The sequence below is a fragment of the Pseudescherichia sp. genome, from assembly GCF_032052675.1.
Taxonomy (GTDB): domain Bacteria; phylum Pseudomonadota; class Gammaproteobacteria; order Enterobacterales; family Enterobacteriaceae; genus Pseudescherichia.
The window spans coordinates 1-23,088 of record NZ_DAMBWA010000014.1 but is presented as its reverse complement, the minus strand read 5'-3'; the positions used below and the strand labels follow the sequence as shown (position 1 = coordinate 23,088).

Genomic DNA, 23,088 nt, shown 5'->3' with positions numbered 1-23,088 from the left:
TTAACCGCGCTTACCTGTAAATTCGCAGCGTTATTTTGCGGCCTTTTCGAGCTGGCGCACCCTGTTCATGATGCTGGTCGCCCTAGCTGAGGCTGGCGTATTAGCAGCATACACATCACCACTCGCCGAACCTCTACGCCAGCGGCCACCAATAAACAGCGCCGCGCCGGAAATTAACGACAGCGCCTCTCCCCGGCTGAGTGTTTCGCCGGTTAAAAGGTGCATTTCGTCAATTGCCCTGGCTATGGCCGCCGCGTTCTGCTCTGTAACGTGGTCGAATTTTTGCCCGGTAGCCGTTTTTTTCTTCCGCAAACGCTCCGTTAACTGTCTGCGCTCGCGTCGGTTTAGAGGTTTGGTGAGATCGATGCCGGGATCCGGCACCGGATCCCCCGTACAGTTATTGACAGAACTCCGAGAGGGCGCAGGAGCGCCCTTAACGTCAACGGCCAGGTCAACGGCCCGCTTCGGTACAATTTTCCACTGCACAACGCGGGTCACGATCGGCGAGCCGTCGCCAACCTCGGTGTCGTAAACGCCCTTAACACGGACGGTTTCCTCGCCGTAGTCATTGACCGAATCGCTGCTTTCGTACCAGGTGCGCACCTGCAAATCGTCACGGCGTACGAACGGGCCGCCCTGGGCGTTTACATAACCGGCCCAGTCGCCTGCGTCAGCTGCGTCATGTACAAGGGCAAATTCGATACTCAGGCCGCGCGCCGTTTCTGCGTCAGCCATTCGACGCAGCTCGCGGTAAACGGTGACCGGCGCGCCGCCAACAAACTGAAACTGCCGGATGTGCCAGCGGGCCGCCCAGGCAGAAACAGCGGGCGCGGTCTCTTTAAGCGTTTCGCCGCTCTCGTCATCGCGCTCATCGTCCAGGGCGTAGCCGTCGATATTTTTGCTGATGTATTTCGCAACATAGCCAGTTGCGCTCCCCTTGTCGGGGTCGATAGCCTCAGCATGGAAGCGGGCCTTGCGGGCTTTATCGCTTTTCAGTTCCTGACGGTCTTCCTTGCAGGCGTATTTACTGATGATGGCTCGTACGCGGGTCACGTCTTCCGGCAACATGAACATCAGCATATGCCAGTGCGGCGTACCATCGTGGTGAGGCTCGGCCACTCGGATCCCGAACACGCGAATCTCATCGCGGTGAAGTTTGGCGCGGATTTTGGCCCACAGCCCGGTAAGGTAACGCTGGGTGTCCGCCGGGCTGGAGCCGTTCCATTTGGTGTTGCGATAACCGGCGCGGGTTGTTGCGTGGAATTTTGACGGGGCGGTGAGGGTGTAAAACTCACCGACATAGCCCAGCTCGTTGCAGATGTTTTCAAAGCCGCGGATGCGGGTCATCAGCTCACAGCGACGGATCGCCGGATTAGCCACGCTGCCGTCATATTTGTCGATCAGACTGATGCGGTTGCCTTCCTCGTCTTCCAGTTCCATCCCTTTGAGAAATTCACGCGTGCGGCGTTTCTGCTCGCGCCACTCCGTTACGCAACCTTTGCTTGCGTACGCCTTCCGCGTTTTGCTGACATTGCCAAGGGCAATTTGCAGATGCTCGCGCCACTCAGCAGCGACACGGCGCAGGCGGCCCTGCCACCATTTTTCTGAGGCCATGCGCAGGGTTGCCGGGGCCACATCCTCAGCTGTCACGAATTTAGTGGTGATACGCTCCCACAGCGGCGGCGCATTTCTGAAATGCCGGGTGATGCGTGCGGCGCAGTGGTAGGAGGCGTGCAGGATTTTCAGGTCGCTGCCGGCTTCCACCTCGATGGTGCCCAGTTCGGAAATAATGAAATTCGCGATATCACCGGCCAGCAGATCGATATCTGCTTTTGACATATCCGGCAGGCGATTGTAGCGGGCCGTCAAGTTTACCAGGCGGGACGCCATAAAGCGTACGTCAGCAGCGTCAAAATCACCGCTGAACGTAGCAACGGAAACCTCTGATGCGATCTCGTCGATGCTGTATTTATTTTTAACCAGCTCAAGGCGCGGCAGTGCCTTCCGGGTAAAATTCACCAGGAAGGCATTGGCTCGCTCTAAACCGTGATGACGCTCCAGCTCATCAGCGCGGCGGCGCACGTCGTAACGCACACAATCCGGCTGCCTCTCAAGTTCATGGCGCGCACGCAGCAACGCTGCAACCTGCTGATCGCGACGGTGCTGTTCTGCGTGTGTGAGGTACGGGCTTGCAATGGCCTCGCGTGGAGCATTCCAGCTGTGCGCATATCCGTTCATGCAAACTCCAGCGCCAGTTGCAGGGGCTGCGCGGGTCTGGATAGCCAGTTGCAGACAGCGGGCGGGCGAACAGCCTCAATCGTATTTTTAAGGATTGCGCACCGGTTACGCTTTATCATATTTATCAGTTCCTGCTCAGATAACCCCTGCGCATAGTCAGCTTCACGGATGGCTCGGGTCAGTTCAGGATATTTGGCCTCAAACTTCGGAACATTACAGGCAAGGTTGGTGCTGTCAGCAGTTGCCAGCGGGTAATTACCCAGCACCCGGCCATCGAGCATCCGCAGGCCATGAATCATGGTTTTGAAATTATGTTTACCGTAGACAGCTTCGAACGCGTCTTTCATACGGCGGTGCCAGAGCTGGGTTCGGATAACGGCATATTCGCCGGAAGAACCAAAACAGACGCGAGGCCATTCCCGGCACAGCTCAACCAGGCGATCAAGTGATTCATGCAAATGCCACACAGGCGCAGCTTTATCACGAAGGCAGCCAGGCAGACTGGCGATAAGAGCATCGTTATCTGCCTCGCCCCCCCCTCGATCACGTCTGGGATAACAAAAAAGCTCAACTTAGGGTTGTGGTAGTGAGGGATTAGCCATTCATAAAACTCGGACCAGTTGATAACGAGGCCGCGCTTCCATGCGGAAAATGCACCGTTATCTATCGCAACAGCAGCGGCATGACGAAAAGAGGCGGCAAGCTGATCGGGTCGCGCATACGACACAAAAGCGCCAGCGCCGCTCACCGCAATTCGATGAACGTCGCCAGCGCCACCCCACACAGGTGTTCCGTGATAATGGACAACGTTAGTCACGGAACCGCCCCGACTCATGCAAGCCCCACATGAAACACAGAGAAGTCCACAGCATCGGCATAATCGACGCCCGTCCAGAAGAACGACTTAGAAACAGCGATAACCTCAGCGGCAGATTTGCTTTTACCGGCGGCCACGCCCATGCTGCGGGCGGCTGTAATTTTATGAAGGGTGAAATTACGGTACAGCGAGCCGATCAGAAGCGTGTCGCTGTTGGAGGCAACAACCGAATGACCTTCTGATGACCGGCGATCCAGAATTGAGGCCAGCCGATACTGGTCATCCTCGCTAAAACCTGCGGTGTGGTAACCGGCAAATGTACCGTCATACGGCGGATCGCAGTAAACCACATCGCCGGGCAGCAACTGCGCCAGGGTGTCTTCGTAACCGGCACAAATGAACGTTGCGCGCTGGGCCTTTTCAGCAAAGGCGCGGATTTCAGAAATCGGGAGGTACGGCTCTTTGTAATTACCGTATGGCACATTGAAATGCCCGGCACGGTTATAACGACACAGCCCACGGTAACAATGGCGATTCAGATAAAGAAAATATGCCGCTTTATCCATAGGGCTAAGTGCACCAGTATTAAAATACTGACGGCATTTGTAATAGCCGCTTTCGGTATTGAGCTCCGCATACAGGCGCTCAATGAGATGAATAAAGCCGAGCACATCATCCTTAATCTGCTGATACATGTTAATCAGGTCAGGGTTGATATCCGCAACGAGATAGCTGGGATAATCAGTTTCCATCATCACAGCGCAGGAACCCGCGAACGGTTCAACCAGTCGCGGGCCAGCAGGCAGGTACTTTTTCAAGTGCGGCATAACGGCGGTTTTATTGCCCGCCCATTTCAGGATTGTGCTCATACAGCCCCCTTGTAGTGCTTGCCTTTCAGCTCGGCGATTTCCTGACAGGTGACGCAGCACTGCACGCCCGGAATAACCGCCCGGCGAGCAGCAGGAATATCGACGCCGCACGCCTGGCAGAAAAACGCAGAAGGCGCAGCCGGACGGCTACGTGCTTTGTGGGTGTGGCGCTCACGGTTTTCCTGTTCGCGCTGCTGTGCGAGATCCATTGAGTCGGCCATTAGTGCAGCTCCTGAGATTCGTTTTCAAAGCGGGCCGCTTCACGGCGCAACAGCTCGGCGGCTTCTTTGCCGTTCAGCCCCTGCTGGGTGATGTGGATAGCCAGCGACTCAAGACGGATTGAAACGGCGAGGGCGCGGTCTTTACGCTCCTCGTTTTTTGCGGCTGTCAGCAATACGGTCAGCGCATCGTTGTCAGCTTTAAACTTGCGGGTTTCGGTATTTCGCATATTCATTTCTCCAGAATTTGGGCAAAAGAATGCCCGGCGGGTTTACGCCATTAATTTCGCTTGGGGTTAATTACTCAGGTAGTACGCTCTCATGCGGCGAGAAACGACGGGGTAAAATTTCGCCCCAGCGAGCTATATCATTCATCGCTTTAATCAGTAACAACCGGCGGGACTGGTCGAAATATTCAAACGGCCTGCCGACCTCATCGCTTTTAAATGCGCCTGGCTCGTTGCGGTTCGCAAGCGTCATGACAACGAATTTGAAATCATCATTCAGCTTGTTGAAATTACGCAGCGCGCCGTTCTGCGTTGCTTTTAGTTTTTGATGAAACCGGGCGAAACACTCCTCGCCGGACATCTTCACCGGCTGCTCATCAGCACAACCAGCATTATTAAATGGCATCGCACCCGCGTTGATTGGTGCGGACATGTTGTTAATCATATCAACCTCAAAAAAGCTTTAACCCGACGCTTAAACGACGCGGGGCGCACAGTGTGCAGTTCACTTAATAATGCCGACTGGTCGCGGCTGGGATTCCAGCGCTTACGATCGCTTACCATGATCCAGCCGTGGCCGTAGCTCATGGACGGACTTTGACGAACAAGCAGCGATGCGAACGAGGGTTCATGTTTCATGCTCACCTCACATCAGCCCGAAGGTTGCGCCGATACCGCTGACAGTATCTACAGCGCTGGCTACGGCCGGGTTGCCCTGGACGCGTGCTTGCAGTGCGATGGCCGTTAACGTCAGCATTCTGATGCCAGAATTAACGCACTCGATCATTCCGTGCTTACGGGCTGGCGTCAGCCGTTCCGTTGATATGGCACCGGTTGCCAGTTCGCCGAGTTCACCCATCGCACGCATGACATAAATTTGCATTTTCTCGGGTGCCAGCTCGTTCACCGGTACACAAGGCAGACAATGAATCTGAGCCAAAAACCCATCAACAAGAGTTGAGTCCTCAGTCAGATCAGTCAGCGCCCATATTTCACGTGGCGTTAACTGGTGCGGTTGCTCAGGGTTAAGTTTGTTATAAAGCGTGTGCGGCTTGATGCCCGCCTTTACAGCTAGCTCTTTAACGTTGTGTGTTGCAGCGAACTTTCTGCAAGCATCATCAAAATGTGTATGTGACGAAACGCGAAAATCTAACATGCAATAAGTCCTTTTCAACTTGCATAATCAAGTTGCTCATGCAGCAACGTATTTGCAGTTCAACCCCTGAGCCAATAGACGAGCGCGAAACGCGACCATATTGATACGAGCTGCACCGCCAGGCTTTTTGCGAGGCATGAGGATAAGATCGCCGTCTTCAACCATTTGTTTTACGGTGCGGACGCAATAGCCGTACTGTACTGCAAACTCTTCGTACGTCATCAGATCGGGGCCTGACGGGATTGCAATTTGTGGAGTCATGGGTGATTATCTCCGGTTAGTTGTTGTTTTGATGCATTGGCGTGCATTTGTTGATTCATGGGCAAGATTAATTGCTCATGTGGGTAAGGTCAACCCCAAAAGAGCAGGAAGGGTGAAAATAAATGGGACATGAGAAGGGAACCCCGAAGGAAATACTTAACCGAATGAAGCTGGCCTATGGCGTAACCAGTAACACTGAGCTCTCAAATCTTACGAAAATACCAATCTCAACAATGAGTAACTGGCTCTCCAGAGATAGCATTCCTTTTAGATATGTGTACGAATGCGCCAATTCGACAGGTAAAGATGTTGACTGGCTTCTGAGTGGTGAGCTTGCAAATGCGAGTAATGAGGGGGCTGGAATTGCAAAGTTCACAGGCGAGCAGTCCATCTATAACGAGATCTTAAAGAGTGGCGGACAGGCTCTGCTGCAAAGGCTGATGCTTGCATATGGCTTCACAATGCAAAAGCAGCTAGGTGAGTTGCTGGGGCTTTCTTCAGGGACCATGAGCACCTGGGTTCGTCGCAATCATTTTCCCGGCGACGTAGTGGTTGCGTGCGCATTAGATACTGGCGTTTCGTTAAGCTGGTTGGCGACTGGTAAAGGCAATAAATTTGAGGTAGTTGAAACTGCCAATTCTACTGTTGCCATCCCGTGCTTCACTTTGTCGTCCGGGAAGTTAGAAGAAAATGGTGTGCGGGCAGTAGACAAGGATTTCATACCTAAGCAAACAAGTAAGCCTGCCTACATCAAAGGCCAAACATTCGATTGGCTCATTGATGAAAATAAGCGCGATGTCTCTAATGGACGTTGGATGCTTAGTATTGATGGTATTCATGATGTATATGATGTTATCCGCATTCCCTCTAATAAAATACAAGTTAAATTAATTAACTCAGGCGCAAGCTTCGCATGCAATGCCGATGACGTTGTTTGCATTGGACAGGTTATATTTTCAATTGAAAAAAATGTTTAAAAGGAATACTTATGCTTATTAACATAGCGAAGGCTTTCTCTTTAAGTTTTTTATTAATTACTTCATTTTCATCTTTTTCTAGGCAAATCCCACAGCCTATTCTTGATGCTTTGTCAGGTCTAAGGATAGAAACAATAAAGTTGGATAATCAGATTTTAACCGTCATTTACCAGGATGAGGATTTAGGCGACCTTATGGCCCTAACTGCGGCTGAAAGCGTTTGCTCTTCCCGGTTTAGTGAGGATTCTAAATGGCCGGATGATACGCTGAAAAGTATCAGGATTCTTAATCATTGGCAAATGCAAGGGTATACATTTGATATTGATGCAAAGTCTTGTGATGAATACGGGTACTCGGAAGGAACTAATGCAAATGAATTTTTCAAGGAACGGATGAAAAAATACCCCTGATGTTTTTTTGATTATTTTTAGAGATGCCGCGATATGACAGCAAAGAAACTTCCTTCTGGAGAATGGCTTGCCGATTTCCGTGTTGATGGAAAAGACAGCCGCCGCATTAGAAAAAAATTCGCCACAAAAGGCGAGGCTGTTTCGTATGAACAATATTATCGTGATGAAGCTCAGAATAAGCCCTGGATGGGTGAAAAAGAAGATCGCAGGCGCTTAAGTGAGATTATAGAGCTTTGGCATAACCTGCATGGACAGGCATTGGTAGCAAGCAAGACGCGACTGGCTAAACTGCAAATTGTATGTAACGGCCTGGGCAATCCAATAGCCGCCCAGCTGACTGCTAAAGATTGGGCGCATTATCGTGATCGCCGACTTAGGGGCGAGATTGACAACGGTTTCCATAAGGACCCGGCGGATTGGATAGTAAAGCCCATTACAGTCAACCGAGAGCAGCAATATTTGATGGCTGTTTTTAACGAGCTGAAACGGCTGGGAGAATGGACTCTTCCCAATCCGTTGGAAGGGATAAGGGTTTTCGCAGAAGCAGAAAAAGAAATGTCCTGGCTAACGCCTCCGCAGATTGTCCAGTTGTTCAAGGCCTGCGAGCAGTACGGAAAGGACAACCTGACTACTATTGTGAAAGTATGCTTAGCGACCGGGGCGCGATGGAGTGAAGCTGAACGGCTCTCACGCTGGCAACTTTCACCTTACAAGTTGACCTTCACAAAAACCAAAGGCAAGAAGAATCGAACCGTTCCCATACCGAAATGGCTTTATGACGAACTATCTTCACGGCAGGGACCCATGTTCAAGCCTTGCTATCAAGAGTTCAAGAAGATGCTCGCGCTGACGGATATAGTTCTGACCGAGGGGCAAAAGACCCATGTCTTGCGGCATACCTTTGCCGCTCACTTTATGATGAACGGCGGAAACATTCTTGTTTTACAAAAGATATTAGGACATTCAAACATTCGGGAAACAATGAGATATGCGCATTTTGCTCCAGACCATCTGGAAGAAGCGGCCGTACTCAACCCTATTGCAGAACCTAAGGCCATGATGTCCACCTTATGACCATCCGGGATGTTTGCGATTGCCCTTCGCTGCACTTAGGATACATTTAACTTACTGTTTTATTTAATTTTTCCTTTGGTATCAATAAGGTCTATTAAAAGCGTCTTAACTAAGATTCGCTTTCGCGACATCCTGATAAAAAGGGGCTGGCCTGTGGGCTGGCCCCTTTTTTTATGCCTGTGCGCGCGATCTGTTAACCCCGGCGTGCTAAATCCATTACAATGTTCGCTCTCGACCGGAGGGCTAGTGGCTAACCTGATGCATCACTCAACATGGAAACGCGCAGCGGCATTGACCGCGCTGTTTGCGATCCTGCTGATCGTGGTTGCGCCGCAGATCTCCGTCGCGCTGCAAAAAGATCCCATGAGCGCGATGCCTGGCATGCATCACGAGATGTCGATGATGCCAGAGCAGCATGCTATGCCTGAACATCAAGTAATGCCTGAACATCACGCAATGCCTGAACATGTCATGCCCGCGCATCAGCCCGCGTCGCAAAGCATGCCGGTCGACCATGCCGAGGCGTGCGGCTACTGCGTGCTGCTGGCCCATGTGCCAGGCGTGATCCTTGCGCTTATCGTTCTGCTCTGTGGCTTTCTGTTCCGTGTACGCATCACACCGCCACGGCCCACCGTGCGCCACTGGCACTTCTCTCCCTGGCTCTGCCCCGATACCCGCGCGCCGCCGCGCCTGTCTGCTTTTTCCCTTTAAAAAACTCAATCAATAACTTTTTGCCTTAGAAAGGAAAAGTATGACGACCTGCACTTCGCGCGCGGCATGGGTAAACCTGCTGCGACGTCTTCATTTCTACATCGGCCTCTTTGTGGGCCCGTTTATCTTTATCGCTGCTCTCAGCGGGACGCTCTATGTCGCAACCCCGCAGCTGGAGAGTGCGCTCTATCACGATGCACTCTACGGATCCGTTACCGGCGAGCGACAGCCGCTGGCCGAGCAGGTGGCGGTGGCCGAGAAGGTGACCGGCGGAACGCTGCGTCTGCACGCTGTCCGCCCTGGTCTTATCGACGGGGAGACGACGCGGGTGATGTTTGCCGATCCGCAACTCGGCGTCTCCGAGAACCGGGCTATCTTTATCGATCCCGTGACCCTGGCGGTAAAAGGCGATATGACCGTCTACGGCACCAGCGGCATTCTGCCTCTGCGTCAGACCATCGATTACCTGCATCGCTCTCTGCTGCTCGGCGATGCCGGGCGGCTCTATAGCGAGCTGGCGGCATCGTGGATGTGGATCGCTGCCCTCGGCGGGATTGCGCTATGGTGGTTTACCCGGCCGAAACGGCGGATCAACAACCGGGTGCAAAACAGCCGTCGCCTGCATGTGAGCCTGGGCTGGGTGCTGCTGGCGGGCATGCTGCTCTTCTCCGCGACCGGCCTGACCTGGTCCCAGTGGGCGGGCGGTAACGTCGATAAAATGCGTGCGGCGCTGGGCTGGATGACGCCACAGGTGAATACTCAGCTGCACGGGCCTGCCCAGCCTGCCGATCCTCATGCGGAGCATCATGCCCATCACGAGCACCATGAGGGGATGACGATGCCAATGGAGGAGGGCGACACCGACAGCGTCCAGTATGATGAAGTAGTGCAGGTTGCCCGTCAGGCTGGCATCAATGCGTCTCGTCTTGAGATCCGCCCGCCGCGCAGTGCGGACCAGGCATGGACGGTAACAGAAATAGACCGGGCCTGGCCGACGCAGGTCGATGCCGTGGCGATTGATGGCCATACTATGACGACGATCGACCAGACGCGCTTTGCAGATTTCCCACTGATGGCAAAGCTAACCCGCTGGGGCGTCGATTTCCATATGGGCGTGCTGTTTGGTCTACCCAACCAGCTGGCGCTGATCCTGTTTGGCGGCGCGCTGTGCGTCAGCATCGTGGTGGGCTACCGGCTATGGTGGATCCGCCGTCCGGTGCAGGGGGGGATCAGCCCCGTACAGACTCTGGCGCAGAGCTGGCTAGCGCTGGGCAGGGGAGGCCGGCTACTCACCCTGGTCATCGCCGTGCTGATTGGTCTGGCGCTGCCGGTGCTGGGTATGAGCCTGCTGCTGTTTATCGCTATCGATATTCTGCGCTGGCGACGGGCCAGCGCAGCACGGCTGCAGCCAGATCAGGAGTCAGGGCGTCTTTGAGTGGCGCTGCTTGACCTTGTACATGTTCTTATCCGCCAGCTCCAGCAGGCTCTCGGCGCTGGCGTGTTCCCATGCCAGCGCATAGCCAATGCTGAGTGTCATCATGGTGGTAGAGCCGTTATGCAGATCGAAAGGGTGATAGAACTGCTGGGCCAGCGTGTTTGAGAGACGCTTAACCTCATGCTCGGTGTGCACCCCGGTCAGGATCATGGCAAACTCATCCCCGCCGAGGCGGTAGGCCATATGCTGCTTACCGCCAAAGGCGGTTAACCTTTTCGCCACCTCAATCAGGACGCCATCGCCGACGGCGTGTCCCCACGTATCGTTGATGTATTTAAAATTGTCCCCGTCCAGAAACAGCAGCGCCGAGCGGCTCTGGGCGATTTCATCCTTCATCAGGGTGGTAATGGCATTGCGAAACGCAGCACGGTTAGCCAGCCCGGTCAGTGGATCGTGCAGTGCGGTACGTAAAAGCAGAGCATTGCGCGCCTGTAAACTCAGCTGCCACTCCTCCATCTCATCCAGCAGGCTGTTAAAGTCCTGACCAAAGCGATGGAACTCTTCAATACGCTCGTCGGCGACACGGCGGGAGAAGTTGCGGTAGGTCCGGACGTCATGCACCACGTCGGTGATATTTTGCAGGGCGTTGAACACGCCGTTATGCAGGTAGCGGCTGATAGCGAGCGCCACGGCGGAGGCAAACAGGATAGAGCCGGTCAGTACGCCGAGGGAGAGCAGGATAAAGTGGCCAATCAGGCCGGCCTGGGCAGTCAGATGCAGCTCGCCAATCTGCTTACCGTTGTGCATGATCGGCTGTGTAACCGCTTGGGGAAGCAACGCCTGGCGGATCAGATCGCTGGCTTTGTCATAGCTATTCTCCGGCATCGAGGACCAGCCAGCCACAACATGCTGTTTCGCATCCCACACCTCTGCTGCGCTGTAGAGACCCCGCTGACCGAGCGTAGAGAGCGTATCGGCTGCGGCGGCGGCATCATGGCGGGCGAGGGCAAATTCCAGATTGCGGCTCATGGTCGCGCCCGTCAGCTCTAAGTTGCGTAGGGCATACTGCTTTAACGTCAGTACCGACGTGACGGAGATGAGAAACCAGACCAGCGTCATCGTAATAATCACGTTAATAATATTGATTCGGCGTAGGGTTCGCTTAAAGGTTGGGCGTGAAAGATCCGTATTCATCATTATTTCCCCGCAACGACGGCTGGTAATTACACGTAGCAGAAAAAACAGCGTTTACCTGCATAGACCCTGGTACGATCGTGGTTATATTACCCTGGGTAGCCCAGGGCTGATCGCGACTTATTCACAGATTGAATAATATTCCAGCAATTAATTGAGGATGGCGTCGCGGGTTCCTTCGTTCATTCCCGCTTGCCAGGCACTACGCAGCTGTTTGGCACTCTCCTGGGTATCGCAGCCGGCAGGGTAGATTTTACCTGCGCGGCCCCAGGCATAGAGAAAATCGTCGTGGCAGATCCTTTTCAGACCTGCCTTGTAGCCTTCCAGATAACGGCTTCGATTAACGTCGGCATCGTTATGTAACGCAGCCAGAACGCTGTTCTCTTTGACTACCGCGCCAGAGAGAGCGTCGTCTTTACCAGCGCTGTACCAGTCGGTACCGGTCCAGGTGGGAGCGTGTGTGTAAGGTTCAACCGAACAGCCAGACAGCAGAATGGCTAAAAGTGCGTACATTCCAGGTTTCATCGTCGTGCTCCTTTTTCTTTTATTTAAGCGTAGCCTGGTTGCCGTTAGGTTGCGTTATGTACATTTTTATTTACATTTAAAGCGCAAATAAATTGCGTTTTAGGGGTTATTGTAAACAATAATGTACGGAATATGGATTGAAATCTTTACCGTTTATGATAGTGTTAGGTTACTCTCTGCTGAGAACACTATCGCAACGAACTATCGCCACAAATGACCAGGATCGCCATCATGCAAAAAGACGCGCTGAATAATGTCCATATCGCCGACGAGCAGATTTTAATCACTCCGGAACGCCTGAAGGCGGAATTTCCACTGACGGCAGAGCAGGAGGCGCAGATCTCGCAATCGCGCCAGACCATCTCCGACATTATTGCCGGGCGCGATCCGCGTCTGCTGGTGGTATGCGGGCCTTGCTCTATTCACGATCCGCAGGCGGCCATTGAGTACGCTCACCGCTTTAAAGCCCTTGCCGAGGAGGTCAGCGATAGCCTCTACCTGGTCATGCGCGTCTATTTTGAAAAACCCCGCACCACCGTCGGCTGGAAAGGGTTGATTAACGATCCGCATATGGATGGTTCGTTTGATGTTGAAACCGGGCTGAAAATTGCCCGTAGCCTGCTGGTGGAGCTGGTCAGCATGGGCCTGCCGTTGGCGACCGAAGCGCTGGATCCCAACAGCCCGCAATACCTGGGCGATCTCTTTAGTTGGTCGGCTATCGGGGCACGCACTACCGAGTCCCAGACTCACCGTGAAATGGCCTCCGGCCTCTCGATGCCGGTTGGCTTTAAGAACGGTACCGACGGCAGCCTGGCGACGGCGATCAACGCCATGCGCGCGGCGGCGATGCCGCACCGTTTTGTCGGCATCAACCAGGCCGGTCAGGTGTGCCTGTTGCAAACCCAGGGCAACCCGGACGGACACGTGATCCTGCGTGGCGGCAAAGCGCCGAACTACAGCCCGGCAGACGTGGCCCAGTGTGAGAAAGAGATGACCCAGGCGGGCCTGAAGCCGGCTCTGATGGTAGACTGCAGCCACGGTAACTCCAATAAAGATTACCGCCGCCAGCCTGCGGTCGCTGAATCCGTCGTGGCGCAAATTAAAGATGGTAACCGGTCGATCATTGGCCTGATGATCGAAAGTAATATTCATGAAGGTAATCAGTCATCGGAGCAGCCGCGTGGCGATATGAAACATGGCGTCTCCGTGACCGATGCCTGCATCAGCTGGGAGACGACCGACGCGCTGCTGCGTGAGATTAATCAACATCTGCGTGGGCATCTGGCAGCACGTCTGGCTTAAGAGGTTGTTATGGTTGCTGAATTGACCGCCCTGCGCGATCAAATTGATGAAGTAGATAAGGCGCTGCTGGCTCTGCTGGCGAAGCGTCTGGATCTGGTGGCCGAGGTCGGCGAGGTTAAGAGTAAATATGGCCTACCGATTTACGTGCCCGAGCGTGAGGCCGCCATGCTGGCTTCCCGCCGTCAGGAGGCCGAGTCGCTTGGCGTGCCGCCGGATCTGATTGAGGATGTGCTCAGGCGTGTGATGCGCGAGTCCTACTCCAGCGAAAATGATAAAGGATTCAAAACCCTCTGTCCGACCCTGCGTCCGGTAGTGATTGTAGGCGGCGGCGGTCAGATGGGACGACTGTTTGAGAAGATGCTAACCCTCTCCGGCTACCAGGTGCGTATCCTGGAGAAGGATGACTGGGCGCAGGCGGGCAATATCGTCGCTGACGCCGGAATGGTGATCGTCAGCGTGCCTATCCATGTCACCGAGCAGGTGATTGCTTCGCTGCCGCCGCTGCCGGAGGATTGCATTCTTGTCGATCTGGCCTCGGTGAAAAGCGGGCCGCTGCAGGCCATGCTCAGCGTGCACAAGGGGCCCGTATTAGGACTGCATCCGATGTTCGGCCCGGACAGCGGCAGCCTGGCGAAGCAGGTGGTGGTCTACTGCGATGGACGCAAGCCGGAAGCCTACCAGTGGCTGCTGGAGCAGATTCAGGTCTGGGGCGCCCGTCTGCACCGTATCAGCGCCGTCGAGCACGACCAGAACATGGCGTTTATTCAGGCCCTGCGCCACTTCGCGACCTTTGCCTACGGGCTGCATCTGGCGGAAGAGAACGTACAGCTGGAGCAGCTGCTGGCGCTCTCCTCGCCCATCTACCGTCTGGAGCTGGCGATGGTTGGGCGGCTGTTTGCCCAGGATCCACAGCTCTATGCCGACATCATTATGGCGTCGGAGAGCAATCTGGCGCTGATCAAACGTTACTACCAGCGCTTTGGCGAAGCGATTGAGCTGCTGGAGCAGGGCAACAAGCAGGCCTTTATTGATAGCTTCCGCAAGGTTGAGCACTGGTTTGGCGACTACGCCCAGCGCTTCCAGAGCGAAAGTCGGGTGCTGCTGCGTCAGGCAAACGACAACCGTCAATAGGTTAAAAGCTGTATATACTTTAAGGCCAGTGGGTTACCCGCTGGCCTTTTTACTGTATGGGAGTCTCTATGGCTGAGCCGCAACTGCTGTTTGATTACACCGGCCAACTGCCGGAATGTCCTGTCTGGAGCGAATCGGAACAGGCGCTGTACTGGGCCGATATTCTGGAGGGGGAGATCCATCGCTATCATCTGGCGTCCGCTGAGCATACCGTCCTGCGGTTTCCGGAAGAGGTGGGCTGCTTTGCCCTGCGCGAGAAGGGCGGTTTCATCGTTGCGATGCGGAGTGCCATCTGGCTGGCGGACAAGCGTGGCCTGCTGACGCATAAAGTGTGTGATAACCCCTCTAACCCGGAGCTGGCGCGTTTCAACGACGGTGGGACCGATCATGCTGGTCGTTTTTACGCTGGCACTTTCTGGGCGCCGCAGGATTACAACGGCGCGCTGCTGGTGCGGGTCGATAACGATCTGACCCCGAAGGTGATCCAGTGCGATATTCTTGGGGCCAACGGATTAGCGTTTAGCCCGGATGGGAAGTGGATGTATACCTCCGATACGCCGCAGGAGGTGATCTACCGCACGCCGCTGGATGAGCAGGGCGAGCCCGGCAAGCGCGAGGTGTTTCGCACCTTTAAAAAAGCAGAGGGGCAGCCGGATGGCGCGGCGACGGACGTTGAGGGCTGCTACTGGAGCGCGCTGTACGACGGCTGGCGCATCGCACGTTTCTCTCCTGAAGGTGAGCAACTGGAAGAGTATCGACTGCCGGTGCGCTGTCCAACGATGGTCTGCTTTGGCGGTGAGGATATGAAGACGCTGTTTATCACCACCACCCGGGAGAATATGAAGCAGGACGAACTGGCGAAGTACCCACTCTCCGGGGCCATCTTCACCCTGCCGGTGAGCTTGGCAGGCGTGAAGAGATCCCCCTTTATTGAGCGTTAAGCCGGATCGACCGGGACAACGTTCTCGCCAGGATAGCAGCCCAGCACTTTTAGCGAGCGGGTGATCTCGCCTAGCTCACGCAGGGCTTTCTGCATGGATGCAGATTCCAGGTTAGCCTGGATATCCAGATAGAACATCTCTTCCCACGGGTTGCCGTGAATGGGCCGTGACTCCAGCTTGGTCATAATCAGGTTGTGGTTACGCAGCACCAGCAGCGCCTCAACCAGCGCCCCGGCCTGTTGGCCCGTGGCCATCAGCAGCGTCGTTTTGGCCGGCACCTGATCGGAAACGTTAATCGGTTTACGCGCCAGGACAATAAAACGGGTGATGTTTTGCGTCTGGTTTGCCAGGTTGCGCTCCAGTACCTGCAGGCCGTACAGCGCGCCGCCCGCTTCGCTGCCCAGCGCCGCCACATGAGGCGACTTCGCCTGGGCCACTTTCTCCATCGCCGCCGAGGTGCTCTCGGTATACTCAATTTTCCACTGCGGATAGCGGTTCAAAAACTGGCTGCACTGCTGGAAGGGTTGCGGGTGGCTGTAGACCGTTTCAATTTTGCTCAGATCGGTGGTGCCCGAGACCAGCACGCAGTGATCGATGGGCACGGTCATTTCACCGACGATCGCCAGGCTGGTGTGCTGAAGGAGATCGTAGACGTCGTTGATCGCCCCGGAGCTGGTGTTCTCCAGCGGCACGACGGCATAGTCGGCCTGACCGGTCTCTACCTGTTGAAAAATATCGTGGAACTTGGCGCAGCCGCTCTCAATAAACTGTTCGAAGTGGCGCGCCGCGTACTGACGTGCGGCCAGGTGCGAATAGGAGCCTTTGGGGCCGAGAAAGGCGATCCGCGCCGAGTGCGGGTTGGTTTTATTAAGATGCTGCTGAAGCAGGGCCTGCTGGGTCAGGACGGAATCTTCAATAATCAGCTGGAACAGGCGGGTAATGTAGTGCGCATCAAGATGGTGCGTTTTGCCCAGCTGGATCAGGTGCTCCAGCAGATCGCGCTCGCGATCGATATCGCGCACTGGACGGTGGGAGGTCAGCTTAGCCCGGCCCACCTCAACGGCAAGCTGGCGTCGCTCGGCCAGCAGCGCCAGCAGTTGCTCATCCAGGGCGCTTATCTTTTTACGCAGATCCAGCAGCGGGTTTTCCGGTGTCATAGTGTTGCCTTAGTCATTATCGTTATGTGTGTATCAGCCATAAAAAAAGGCCCCCCGGTTTGGGAGGCCTTGCTGTTCGTCTTCGCACTCATTCTCATACGACGAAACGCCTCCCGTTCAGGGGAAGGTAAAAAAGCGTGCGAAGAAAAACGGCGTCTGTTTCATGGGAGATTCCTGTGCGTGTCTGCAAGTTAAAGTAACCGTACTGTTTTCACCCTGTCAATAAAAAACGCGCCCGAAGGCGCGTGGATGAGACACTCAATGTAAAGGACTACTCTTCATCTTCAACGAAGCTGGCGTCTTTCACCGAGGTGGTGGCACGCCGGGCTTCACCTTTGTGCTGCACTTTATTGAGCTGCCGTTCCAGCTTGTTAATCAAATCGTTGATAGCGGTGTACATATCATCGTGTCGGCCGCTGGCGACCAGCTGTCCGTAAGGGGTATTAATGGTTGCATCAGCAACGAAACCCTGTGGCTCCTTCGAGAGGATGATATGGGGGTTAATCAGATGAGTTTGCCATTTTTCTAGCTTGGCGAGACGGTCTGCGACATGCTGGCGAATTGCCGGAGTAATTTCCATTTGTTTACTGGTAATGTTCACTGTCATAGATGTTACCTCTTGTCTTTCCGTCCAGGTGATCTCAGCATACCGTTCTTAAGGTCAAAAAGTGTGATTAAGATCACGTATTTTTGTCACTTTTTGTCAATGACGACATTTTGTGAGGCAGGACAGGAAGAGGTGAGATTTAACTTGCTGGATAGGGGAAGGGGAGTCATAGTTGATAGGTTGCGTAGCGGCTCTACTTCTTTAGAGGCAGCCGAAACCGCATAAAAAAACGGCAGCCCGAGAGCTGCCGTTGGTGTTTCTGAGCAATCAGGTACTGCTGCTGTTGGCGGCGATGATCTTCGCGACTTTCTCCGCCTGAGCGTTCATCTGCATCTGGCGATAGGCGTTTTCCATCAGCGGCAGGGCGTTACGCGTCGCCTGCGTATCAGGGTAGTCGCGCAGCATGCCTTCTACACGGTTCACCACTGCCACCCACGCGCCGCGTTCGGTGTAGTACTCCGCCACGGAGTACTCATACTTCGCCAGACGATCTTTCAGGAAGACCAGGCGCTTGGTCGCATCGGTGACGTACTGGCTGTTCGGATAGCCGCGTACCAGCTTGGAGAAGTCATTAAACGCATCGCGGGCGTGCTGAGGATCGCGGTCGCTACGATCGACGCCGAAGAAACCCTGTAATGCACTGTCGTCCAGCGCCATGTCGGTCAGGCCGCGCATATACATTACATAATCGATGTTCGGGTGAGTCGGGTTCAGACGGATAAAGCGATCGATCGCGGCCTGGGCCAGCGGCAGATCGGCATTCTTGTAATAGGCGTAGATCAGATCCAGCTGAACCTGCTGGGAGTAGGGTCCAAACGGATAACGGTTATCCAGCGCTTCCAGTTGCGTTATTGCCTGTTTCCAGTTACCGTCCTGCAACTTTTGCTGGGCAGTCGCGTAGATCTCATTAGGCGGATTATCAGGCACCTCTTCCTTTGAACCGGAGCAACCCACCAAAGCCAGGCTCAACGTGGCGGCTGCCACCAGATATTTCATGCGCGTCATGACGTTTTGACTTTCCTCAAAATGTTTATGCGGGAGGATTCTCTGTTCCTGCTCCCGATTAAGACCAGCTACAATAGCACACTATATTAAACGGCGAAGCCGTAAAAACCCAAGGTTAACGAAGAAGCTGTCTATGGCACAACTAGTACAACTCACCGCAACGGTGTCCGAAAATCAACTCGGTCAACGCTTAGATCAGGCATTGGCCGAAATGTTCCCGGATTATTCACGTTCGCGCATAAAAGAGTGGATCCTTGACCAGCGCGTGCAGGTCAACGGCAAAATCTGCGACAAACCCAAAGAGAAAGTATTGGGGGGCGAGCGCGTCGCCATCAATGCCGAGATCGAAGAAGAGGCGCGCTTTGAGCCGCAGGCTATCCCGCTCAACATCGTCTATGAAGATGACGATATTCTCGTGATCAACAAGCCGCGCGACTTCGTGGTGCATCCGGGCGCAGGTAACCCTGACGGCACCGTGCTGAATGCGCTGCTGCACTACTATCCGCCGATCGCTGACGTGCCGCGCGCGGGTATTGTGCACCGTCTGGATAAAGACACTACCGGCCTGATGGTGGTCGCCAAAACCGTTCCGGCTCAGACCCGTTTGGTAGAGTCCCTGCAGCTGCGCGAAATCACCCGTGAGTATGAGGCCGTTGCCATTGGCCATATGACAGCGGGCGGTACGGTGGAAGAGCCGATCAGCCGCCACCCCACCAAGCGTACCCATATGTCGGTGCATCCGATGGGTAAGCCTGCGGTGACCCACTACCGCATTATGGAGCACTTCCGTGTGCACACGCGTCTGCGCCTGCGCCTTGAGACAGGCCGTACGCACCAGATCCGTGTTCACATGGCGCACATTACCCATCCGCTGGTGGGCGATCAGCTCTACGGTGGCCGTCCGCGTCCGCCGAAGGGGGCGTCTGATGAATTTATTACTGCCCTGCGTCAGTTCGATCGCCAGGCGCTGCACGCCACTATGCTGCGTCTCTATCACCCGATTACCGGTATCGAGATGGAGTGGCATGCGCCAATCCCACAGGATATGATCGATCTGATCGACGCCATGCGCGCCGATTTCGAAACCCATAAAGAGGACGTTGACTGGCTATGACATCGCTGATTGTTCCGCAGTGGCCGCTGCCTGAAGGCGTCGCGGCCTGTAGTTCGACCCGCAACGGCGGCGTGAGCCTCGCCCCCTGGGACTCCCTGAACCTGGGCGCACACTGCGGCGACAACCCTGAGCATGTCGAAGAGAACCGTCGTCGGCTGTTTGCCGCAGGCGGTTTGCCCTCAAAGCCCGTCTGGCTCGAGCAGGTGCACGGCAAAACGGTGCTACCGCTCTCCGGCGAACCGTATGCCTCTAAGCGGGCAGATGCCTCATACAGTAATACCCCCGGCACGGTGTGCGCCGTGATGACCGCCGACTGTCTGCCGGTGCTGTTCTGTAACCGTGCGGGAACCGAAGTCGCCGCCGCGCATGCGGGCTGGCGCGGTCTGTGCGCGGGCGTGCTGGAGGAGACGGTAGCCTGCTTTGCGGATAAGCCAGAAAACATCATCGCCTGGCTTGGGCCGGCCATTGGTCCTGACGCCTTTGAAGTTGGCCCGGAAGTACGTGACGCGTTTATTGCTGAAGATTCGAACGCTTCAGCGGCATTTCGTGCGGCAGGCGAAAAATATTTTGCCAATATCTATCAGCTTGCCCGTCAGCGGCTGGCCCGCGTCGGCGTAGATGCCGTCTACGGTGGCGACCGGTGCACCTTCAGCGAGCAAAGTGAATTCTTCTCTTATCGCCGCGACAAAACCACCGGGCGTCTGGCAAGTTTCATTTGGCTGATATAACCTAAAGAATCAAGACGATCCAGTGCGTGTAACATTCTTTGTACATAATTTAGATCATTAACCTTGAATAATTGAGGGATGACCTCATTTAATCTCCAGTAGCAAATTTGACCTGTATTATGGGAGGAGTTATGCGTCTGGATCGTCTTACTAATAAATTCCAGCTTGCTCTTGCCGACGCTCAGTCACTCGCGCTGGGGCAAGACCATCAATATATCGAACCACTTCATCTTATGAGCGCCTTGCTGACACAGGAGGGGGGATCGGTACGTCCGTTACTCACCTCTGCCGGTGTCAACGCGGGCCAGCTCCGCACCGCCATTGACCAGGCGCTCAGCCGCCTGCCGCAGGTAGAGGGTACCGGCGGCGACGTTCAGCCGTCCCAGGATCTGGTGCGGGTGCTTAACCTCTGCGACAAGCTGGCGCAGAAACGTAACGATAACTTTATTTCGTCAGAGCTGTTTGTTCTGGCGGCGCTGGAGTCGCGCGGCACGCTCGCCGATCTGCTGAAAGCAGCGGGAGCGAATACCAACAACGTGACCCAGGCAATTGAACAGATGCGCGGAGGAGAAGGCGTGAACGATCAGGGGGCCGAAGACCAGCGTCAGGCCTTGAAGAAATTTACCGTCGATCTTACCGAGCGTGCCGAGCAGGGCAAGCTCGATCCGGTCATTGGCCGCGACGAAGAGATCCGCCGTACTATTCAGGTTCTGCAACGTCGTACCAAAAATAACCCGGTGCTGATTGGGGAGCCGGGCGTAGGTAAAACTGCCATTGTGGAAGGACTGGCACAGCGGATTGTTAACGGCGAAGTGCCGGAAGGGCTGAAAGGCCGCCGGGTGCTGGCGCTGGATATGGGCGCGCTGGTGGCCGGGGCGAAATATCGCGGTGAGTTCGAAGAGCGCTTAAAAGGTGTGCTTAACGATCTGGCGAAGCAGGAGGGCAACGTCATCCTGTTTATCGACGAGCTGCACACGATGGTAGGCGCAGGCAAGGCCGATGGCGCAATGGATGCCGGGAACATGCTGAAGCCGGCGCTTGCCCGCGGCGAACTGCACTGCGTCGGCGCAACCACGCTGGACGAGTATCGTCAGTATATTGAGAAAGATGCCGCGCTGGAGCGACGCTTCCAGAAAGTGTTCGTTGCCGAGCCGTCGGTTGAAGATACCATCGCTATCCTGCGCGGGCTGAAAGAGCGCTATGAGCTGCATCACCATGTGCAGATCACCGACCCGGCCATCGTGGCGGCGGCGACGCTGTCCCACCGCTACATTGCCGACCGCCAGCTGCCGGATAAAGCCATCGACCTGATCGATGAGGCCGCATCCAGCATCCGTATGCAGATCGACTCCAAGCCGGAAGAGCTGGACCGTCTGGACCGGCGCATTATCCAGCTCAAGCTGGAGCAGCAGGCGCTGATGAAAGAGTCCGATGACGCCAGCATCAAGCGTCTGGATATGCTCAACGGCGAACTGGCTGATAAAGAGCGCCAGTACTCTGCGCTGGAAGAGGAGTGGAAGGCGGAGAAAGCCTCGCTCTCGGGAACGCAGACTATTAAAGCCGAGCTGGAGCAGGCGAAGATTGCCATTGAGCAGGCCCGCCGCGTTGGCGACCTGGCCCGCATGTCCGAGCTGCAGTACGGGAAGATCCCCGAGCTGGAGAAACAGCTTGAGCAGGCAACGCAGTCGGAAGGCAAAACCATGCGCCTGCTGCGTAACAAAGTTACCGATACCGAGATTGCTGAAGTCCTGGCGCGCTGGACCGGTATTCCGGTGGCCCGCATGATGGAAGGCGAGCGCGAAAAACTGCTGCGTATGGAGCAGCAGCTGCATAGCCGCGTGATTGGCCAGGACGAGGCCGTCGAAGCGGTATCGAACGCCATTCGCCGCAGCCGGGCAGGTCTCTCCGATCCAAACCGTCCGATTGGCTCCTTCCTGTTCCTTGGGCCAACCGGGGTAGGGAAGACCGAGCTGTGCAAAACGCTGGCTAACTTTATGTTCGACAGCGACGATGCGATGGTGCGTATCGATATGTCCGAGTTTATGGAGAAACACTCGGTGTCACGGCTGGTGGGTGCGCCTCCGGGATACGTCGGCTATGAAGAGGGTGGCTATCTGACCGAGGCGGTACGTCGTCGTCCCTATTCTGTCATTCTGCTGGATGAGGTAGAGAAAGCGCACCCGGACGTATTCAACATTCTTTTACAGGTGCTGGATGACGGACGCCTGACGGACGGGCAGGGGCGCACGGTGGACTTCCGTAATACCGTGGTGATTATGACCTCGAACCTGGGTTCCGATCTGATTCAGGAGCGCTTCGGTGAGCTGGACTACGGCCATATGAAAGAGATGGTGATGGGTGTAGTAAGCCATAGCTTCCGTCCGGAGTTCATCAACCGTATCGATGAGGTGGTCGTATTCCATCCGCTGGGTGAGAAACATATCGCCTCAATTGCCCAGATCCAGCTGCAGCGCCTTTATAAGCGTCTGGAAGAGCGCGGGTATGAGGTGCAGATGTCTGATGAGGCACTGAAGCTGCTGAGTGCGAACGGTTACGATCCGGTATACGGGGCGCGTCCGCTAAAACGCGCTATCCAGCAACAGATCGAGAACCCGCTGGCGCAGCAGATCCTCTCCGGCGAGCTGATTCCAGGAAAAACGGTACAGCTGGTGGTGAAAGACGACCGCATTGCCGCCGTGCAGTAACGCATTGTCGAGAGTAAAAAGCATAAAACGAGCCCTGCGGGGCTCGTTTTTGTTTATAAACCAGGCAGAATTGTGCTTTGAATCACCGTTTCGCCTAAAATTTAGGCTATCGATAACTTTTTTTAATTTTATACTTGTCAGTCTGAAATAACTCCCTATAATGCGCCACCACTGACACGGAACAACGGCAAGCAAGCCGCCGGGTCAGCGGAACTTCTCCGGAAGTTCTGCCAGAGAAAAGCGAAAATAAACGCTTGACTCTGAATGAGGAAAGCGTAATATACGC

Annotated in this window: 25 protein-coding genes, 1 pseudogene and 1 other annotated feature; of the genes and pseudogenes, 11 read left to right on the top strand and 15 right to left on the bottom strand. The window is 55.0% G+C overall.

The features are described 5' to 3' along the window. Window positions 1-30 precede the first annotated feature (30 nt). From RTX96_RS16880 to RTX96_RS16840, 9 genes and pseudogenes are all read right to left on the bottom strand, one after another. Window positions 31-2,238, bottom strand: a complete 2,208-nt coding sequence (locus RTX96_RS16880; protein WP_312671620.1) for a replication endonuclease — start codon at window positions 2,236-2,238, stop codon at window positions 31-33. Further along, window positions 2,235-3,073, bottom strand: a pseudogene (locus RTX96_RS16875) (hypothetical protein). Before RTX96_RS16875 ends, RTX96_RS16880 begins: the two are co-directional and overlap by 4 nt. Continuing rightward, the gene (locus RTX96_RS16870; RefSeq protein ID WP_312671619.1) at window positions 3,070-3,924 is read right to left on the bottom strand and encodes a DNA adenine methylase; all 855 of its coding nucleotides are present in this window, start codon (window positions 3,922-3,924) and stop codon (window positions 3,070-3,072) included. Before RTX96_RS16870 ends, RTX96_RS16875 begins: the two are co-directional and overlap by 4 nt. Then, complete coding sequence (locus RTX96_RS16865) at window positions 3,921-4,145, bottom strand: TraR/DksA family transcriptional regulator (protein WP_312671618.1); 225 nt, start codon at window positions 4,143-4,145, stop codon at window positions 3,921-3,923. The genes RTX96_RS16870 and RTX96_RS16865 overlap by 4 nt, the downstream gene beginning before the upstream one ends. Next, window positions 4,145-4,372, bottom strand: coding sequence for a DUF2732 domain-containing protein (locus RTX96_RS16860; RefSeq protein ID WP_103177047.1), 228 nt, complete (start codon window positions 4,370-4,372; stop codon window positions 4,145-4,147). Before RTX96_RS16860 ends, RTX96_RS16865 begins: the two co-directional genes overlap by 1 nt. A gap of 70 nt (window positions 4,373-4,442) precedes the next feature. Further along, window positions 4,443-4,814, bottom strand: coding sequence for a hypothetical protein (locus tag RTX96_RS16855; RefSeq protein WP_312671617.1), 372 nt, complete (start codon window positions 4,812-4,814; stop codon window positions 4,443-4,445). After that, entirely contained in the window at window positions 4,811-5,008 is a 198-nt protein-coding gene (locus RTX96_RS16850; protein WP_312671616.1) for a phage filamentation protein Fil family protein, read from the bottom strand. Before RTX96_RS16850 ends, RTX96_RS16855 begins: the two co-directional genes overlap by 4 nt. A 7-nt stretch (window positions 5,009-5,015) precedes the next feature. After that, window positions 5,016-5,525: a phage regulatory CII family protein gene (locus RTX96_RS16845; protein WP_312671615.1), complete on the bottom strand. Its 510-nt coding sequence runs from the start codon at window positions 5,523-5,525 to the stop codon at window positions 5,016-5,018. A gap of 36 nt (window positions 5,526-5,561) precedes the next feature. Next, entirely contained in the window at window positions 5,562-5,786 is a 225-nt protein-coding gene (locus RTX96_RS16840) for a hypothetical protein (protein WP_312671614.1), read from the bottom strand. Between the two features lie 164 nt (window positions 5,787-5,950). Here RTX96_RS16840 and RTX96_RS16835 point away from each other — a divergent pair, with 164 nt between their 5' ends. The 5 genes from RTX96_RS16835 (at window position 5,951) to RTX96_RS16815 (ending at window position 10,393) form a co-directional block, all read left to right on the top strand. Then, complete coding sequence (locus RTX96_RS16835) at window positions 5,951-6,763, top strand: helix-turn-helix domain-containing protein (RefSeq protein ID WP_312671613.1); 813 nt, start codon at window positions 5,951-5,953, stop codon at window positions 6,761-6,763. A gap of 11 nt (window positions 6,764-6,774) precedes the next feature. After that, window positions 6,775-7,173, top strand: a complete 399-nt coding sequence (locus RTX96_RS16830; protein ID WP_312671612.1) for a hypothetical protein — start codon at window positions 6,775-6,777, stop codon at window positions 7,171-7,173. A gap of 33 nt (window positions 7,174-7,206) precedes the next feature. Next, entirely contained in the window at window positions 7,207-8,247 is a 1,041-nt protein-coding gene (locus RTX96_RS16825) for a site-specific integrase (RefSeq protein ID WP_312671611.1), read from the top strand. A gap of 246 nt (window positions 8,248-8,493) precedes the next feature. After that, window positions 8,494-8,958, top strand: coding sequence for a DUF2946 domain-containing protein (locus RTX96_RS16820; protein WP_312671610.1), 465 nt, complete (start codon window positions 8,494-8,496; stop codon window positions 8,956-8,958). A 40-nt stretch (window positions 8,959-8,998) separates the two neighbouring features. Continuing rightward, window positions 8,999-10,393 (top strand): PepSY-associated TM helix domain-containing protein, encoded by a 1,395-nt coding sequence (locus RTX96_RS16815; RefSeq protein WP_312671609.1) that lies wholly within the window; start codon window positions 8,999-9,001, stop codon window positions 10,391-10,393. Here RTX96_RS16815 and dgcN read toward each other — a convergent pair. Beyond that, window positions 10,379-11,587: a diguanylate cyclase DgcN gene (gene dgcN / locus RTX96_RS16810; RefSeq protein ID WP_312671608.1), complete on the bottom strand. Its 1,209-nt coding sequence runs from the start codon at window positions 11,585-11,587 to the stop codon at window positions 10,379-10,381. The two genes, RTX96_RS16815 and dgcN, sit on opposite strands and share 15 nt — an antisense overlap. Before the next feature lie 150 nt (window positions 11,588-11,737). After that, window positions 11,738-12,112: a DUF2799 domain-containing protein gene (locus tag RTX96_RS16805; protein WP_103821808.1), complete on the bottom strand. Its 375-nt coding sequence runs from the start codon at window positions 12,110-12,112 to the stop codon at window positions 11,738-11,740. 231 nt (window positions 12,113-12,343) lie between these two features. Here RTX96_RS16805 and aroF point away from each other — a divergent pair, with 231 nt between their 5' ends. From aroF to RTX96_RS16790, 3 genes are all read left to right on the top strand, one after another. Beyond that, window positions 12,344-13,414, top strand: a complete 1,071-nt coding sequence (gene aroF, locus RTX96_RS16800; protein WP_103821809.1) for a 3-deoxy-7-phosphoheptulonate synthase AroF — start codon at window positions 12,344-12,346, stop codon at window positions 13,412-13,414. Between the two features lie 9 nt (window positions 13,415-13,423). After that, window positions 13,424-14,545 (top strand): bifunctional chorismate mutase/prephenate dehydrogenase, encoded by a 1,122-nt coding sequence (gene tyrA / locus RTX96_RS16795; protein ID WP_042387500.1) that lies wholly within the window; start codon window positions 13,424-13,426, stop codon window positions 14,543-14,545. Window positions 14,546-14,613: 68 nt separating this feature from the next. Continuing rightward, the gene (locus tag RTX96_RS16790) at window positions 14,614-15,486 is read left to right on the top strand and encodes an SMP-30/gluconolactonase/LRE family protein (RefSeq protein WP_312671607.1); all 873 of its coding nucleotides are present in this window, start codon (window positions 14,614-14,616) and stop codon (window positions 15,484-15,486) included. Here the strand turns inward: RTX96_RS16790 and pheA are convergent. The 4 genes from pheA to bamD all read right to left on the bottom strand — a co-directional run bounded on the left by pheA (window position 15,483) and on the right by bamD (window position 18,255). Next, window positions 15,483-16,643 carry a bifunctional chorismate mutase/prephenate dehydratase gene (gene pheA / locus RTX96_RS16785; protein WP_103821811.1) on the bottom strand — a complete coding sequence of 387 codons (1,161 nt, stop codon included), beginning with the start codon at window positions 16,641-16,643 and terminating at the stop codon, window positions 15,483-15,485. The genes RTX96_RS16790 and pheA overlap by 4 nt on opposite strands. 40 nt (window positions 16,644-16,683) lie before the next feature. Continuing rightward, window positions 16,684-16,809, bottom strand: a sequence feature (Phe leader region). Then, window positions 16,761-16,808 (bottom strand): pheA operon leader peptide PheL, encoded by a 48-nt coding sequence (gene pheL, locus RTX96_RS16780; protein ID WP_181016674.1) that lies wholly within the window; start codon window positions 16,806-16,808, stop codon window positions 16,761-16,763. (Overlaps the previous feature by 48 nt.) A 105-nt stretch (window positions 16,810-16,914) precedes the next feature. After that, window positions 16,915-17,250: a ribosome-associated translation inhibitor RaiA gene (gene raiA / locus RTX96_RS16775; RefSeq protein WP_312671606.1), complete on the bottom strand. Its 336-nt coding sequence runs from the start codon at window positions 17,248-17,250 to the stop codon at window positions 16,915-16,917. A 267-nt stretch (window positions 17,251-17,517) separates the two neighbouring features. Next, on the bottom strand, window positions 17,518-18,255 hold the full coding sequence (bamD, locus tag RTX96_RS16770; RefSeq protein ID WP_103821813.1) for an outer membrane protein assembly factor BamD: 738 nt from the start codon (window positions 18,253-18,255) through the stop codon (window positions 17,518-17,520). A gap of 133 nt (window positions 18,256-18,388) precedes the next feature. Here bamD and rluD point away from each other — a divergent pair, with 133 nt between their 5' ends. From rluD to clpB, 3 genes are all read left to right on the top strand, one after another. Further along, window positions 18,389-19,369: a 23S rRNA pseudouridine(1911/1915/1917) synthase RluD gene (gene rluD / locus RTX96_RS16765; protein ID WP_103821814.1), complete on the top strand. Its 981-nt coding sequence runs from the start codon at window positions 18,389-18,391 to the stop codon at window positions 19,367-19,369. Further along, complete coding sequence (gene yfiH, locus RTX96_RS16760; protein WP_103821815.1) at window positions 19,366-20,097, top strand: purine nucleoside phosphorylase YfiH; 732 nt, start codon at window positions 19,366-19,368, stop codon at window positions 20,095-20,097. The genes rluD and yfiH overlap by 4 nt, the downstream gene beginning before the upstream one ends. A 131-nt stretch (window positions 20,098-20,228) precedes the next feature. After that, complete coding sequence (gene clpB, locus RTX96_RS16755; protein ID WP_312269723.1) at window positions 20,229-22,802, top strand: ATP-dependent chaperone ClpB; 2,574 nt, start codon at window positions 20,229-20,231, stop codon at window positions 22,800-22,802. Window positions 22,803-23,088 lie beyond the last annotated feature (286 nt).

What these genes read in the sequence shown, in the direction of transcription:
- RTX96_RS16825 (WP_312671611.1), top strand. Translation starts at nt 7,207, where the DNA reads ATGACAGCAAAGAAACTTCCTTCTGGAGAATGGCTTGCCGATTTCCGT.
- tyrA (WP_042387500.1), top strand. Translation starts at nt 13,424, where the DNA reads ATGGTTGCTGAATTGACCGCCCTGCGCGATCAAATTGATGAAGTAGAT.
- RTX96_RS16840 (WP_312671614.1), bottom strand. Translation starts at nt 5,786, where the DNA reads ATGACTCCACAAATTGCAATCCCGTCAGGCCCCGATCTGATGACGTAC.
- clpB (WP_312269723.1), top strand. Translation starts at nt 20,229, where the DNA reads ATGCGTCTGGATCGTCTTACTAATAAATTCCAGCTTGCTCTTGCCGAC.
- RTX96_RS16880 (WP_312671620.1), bottom strand. Translation starts at nt 2,238, where the DNA reads ATGAACGGATATGCGCACAGCTGGAATGCTCCACGCGAGGCCATTGCA.
- rluD (WP_103821814.1), top strand. Translation starts at nt 18,389, where the DNA reads ATGGCACAACTAGTACAACTCACCGCAACGGTGTCCGAAAATCAACTC.
- RTX96_RS16815 (WP_312671609.1), top strand. Translation starts at nt 8,999, where the DNA reads ATGACGACCTGCACTTCGCGCGCGGCATGGGTAAACCTGCTGCGACGT.
- RTX96_RS16865 (WP_312671618.1), bottom strand. Translation starts at nt 4,145, where the DNA reads ATGGCCGACTCAATGGATCTCGCACAGCAGCGCGAACAGGAAAACCGT.
- yfiH (WP_103821815.1), top strand. Translation starts at nt 19,366, where the DNA reads ATGACATCGCTGATTGTTCCGCAGTGGCCGCTGCCTGAAGGCGTCGCG.
- RTX96_RS16855 (WP_312671617.1), bottom strand. Translation starts at nt 4,814, where the DNA reads ATGATTAACAACATGTCCGCACCAATCAACGCGGGTGCGATGCCATTT.
- aroF (WP_103821809.1), top strand. Translation starts at nt 12,344, where the DNA reads ATGCAAAAAGACGCGCTGAATAATGTCCATATCGCCGACGAGCAGATT.
- RTX96_RS16845 (WP_312671615.1), bottom strand. Translation starts at nt 5,525, where the DNA reads ATGTTAGATTTTCGCGTTTCGTCACATACACATTTTGATGATGCTTGC.
- bamD (WP_103821813.1), bottom strand. Translation starts at nt 18,255, where the DNA reads ATGACGCGCATGAAATATCTGGTGGCAGCCGCCACGTTGAGCCTGGCT.
- dgcN (WP_312671608.1), bottom strand. Translation starts at nt 11,587, where the DNA reads ATGAATACGGATCTTTCACGCCCAACCTTTAAGCGAACCCTACGCCGA.
- pheA (WP_103821811.1), bottom strand. Translation starts at nt 16,643, where the DNA reads ATGACACCGGAAAACCCGCTGCTGGATCTGCGTAAAAAGATAAGCGCC.
- RTX96_RS16860 (WP_103177047.1), bottom strand. Translation starts at nt 4,372, where the DNA reads ATGCGAAATACCGAAACCCGCAAGTTTAAAGCTGACAACGATGCGCTG.
- RTX96_RS16835 (WP_312671613.1), top strand. Translation starts at nt 5,951, where the DNA reads ATGAAGCTGGCCTATGGCGTAACCAGTAACACTGAGCTCTCAAATCTT.
- RTX96_RS16850 (WP_312671616.1), bottom strand. Translation starts at nt 5,008, where the DNA reads ATGAAACATGAACCCTCGTTCGCATCGCTGCTTGTTCGTCAAAGTCCG.
- RTX96_RS16870 (WP_312671619.1), bottom strand. Translation starts at nt 3,924, where the DNA reads ATGAGCACAATCCTGAAATGGGCGGGCAATAAAACCGCCGTTATGCCG.
- raiA (WP_312671606.1), bottom strand. Translation starts at nt 17,250, where the DNA reads ATGACAGTGAACATTACCAGTAAACAAATGGAAATTACTCCGGCAATT.
- RTX96_RS16805 (WP_103821808.1), bottom strand. Translation starts at nt 12,112, where the DNA reads ATGAAACCTGGAATGTACGCACTTTTAGCCATTCTGCTGTCTGGCTGT.
- RTX96_RS16790 (WP_312671607.1), top strand. Translation starts at nt 14,614, where the DNA reads ATGGCTGAGCCGCAACTGCTGTTTGATTACACCGGCCAACTGCCGGAA.
- RTX96_RS16830 (WP_312671612.1), top strand. Translation starts at nt 6,775, where the DNA reads ATGCTTATTAACATAGCGAAGGCTTTCTCTTTAAGTTTTTTATTAATT.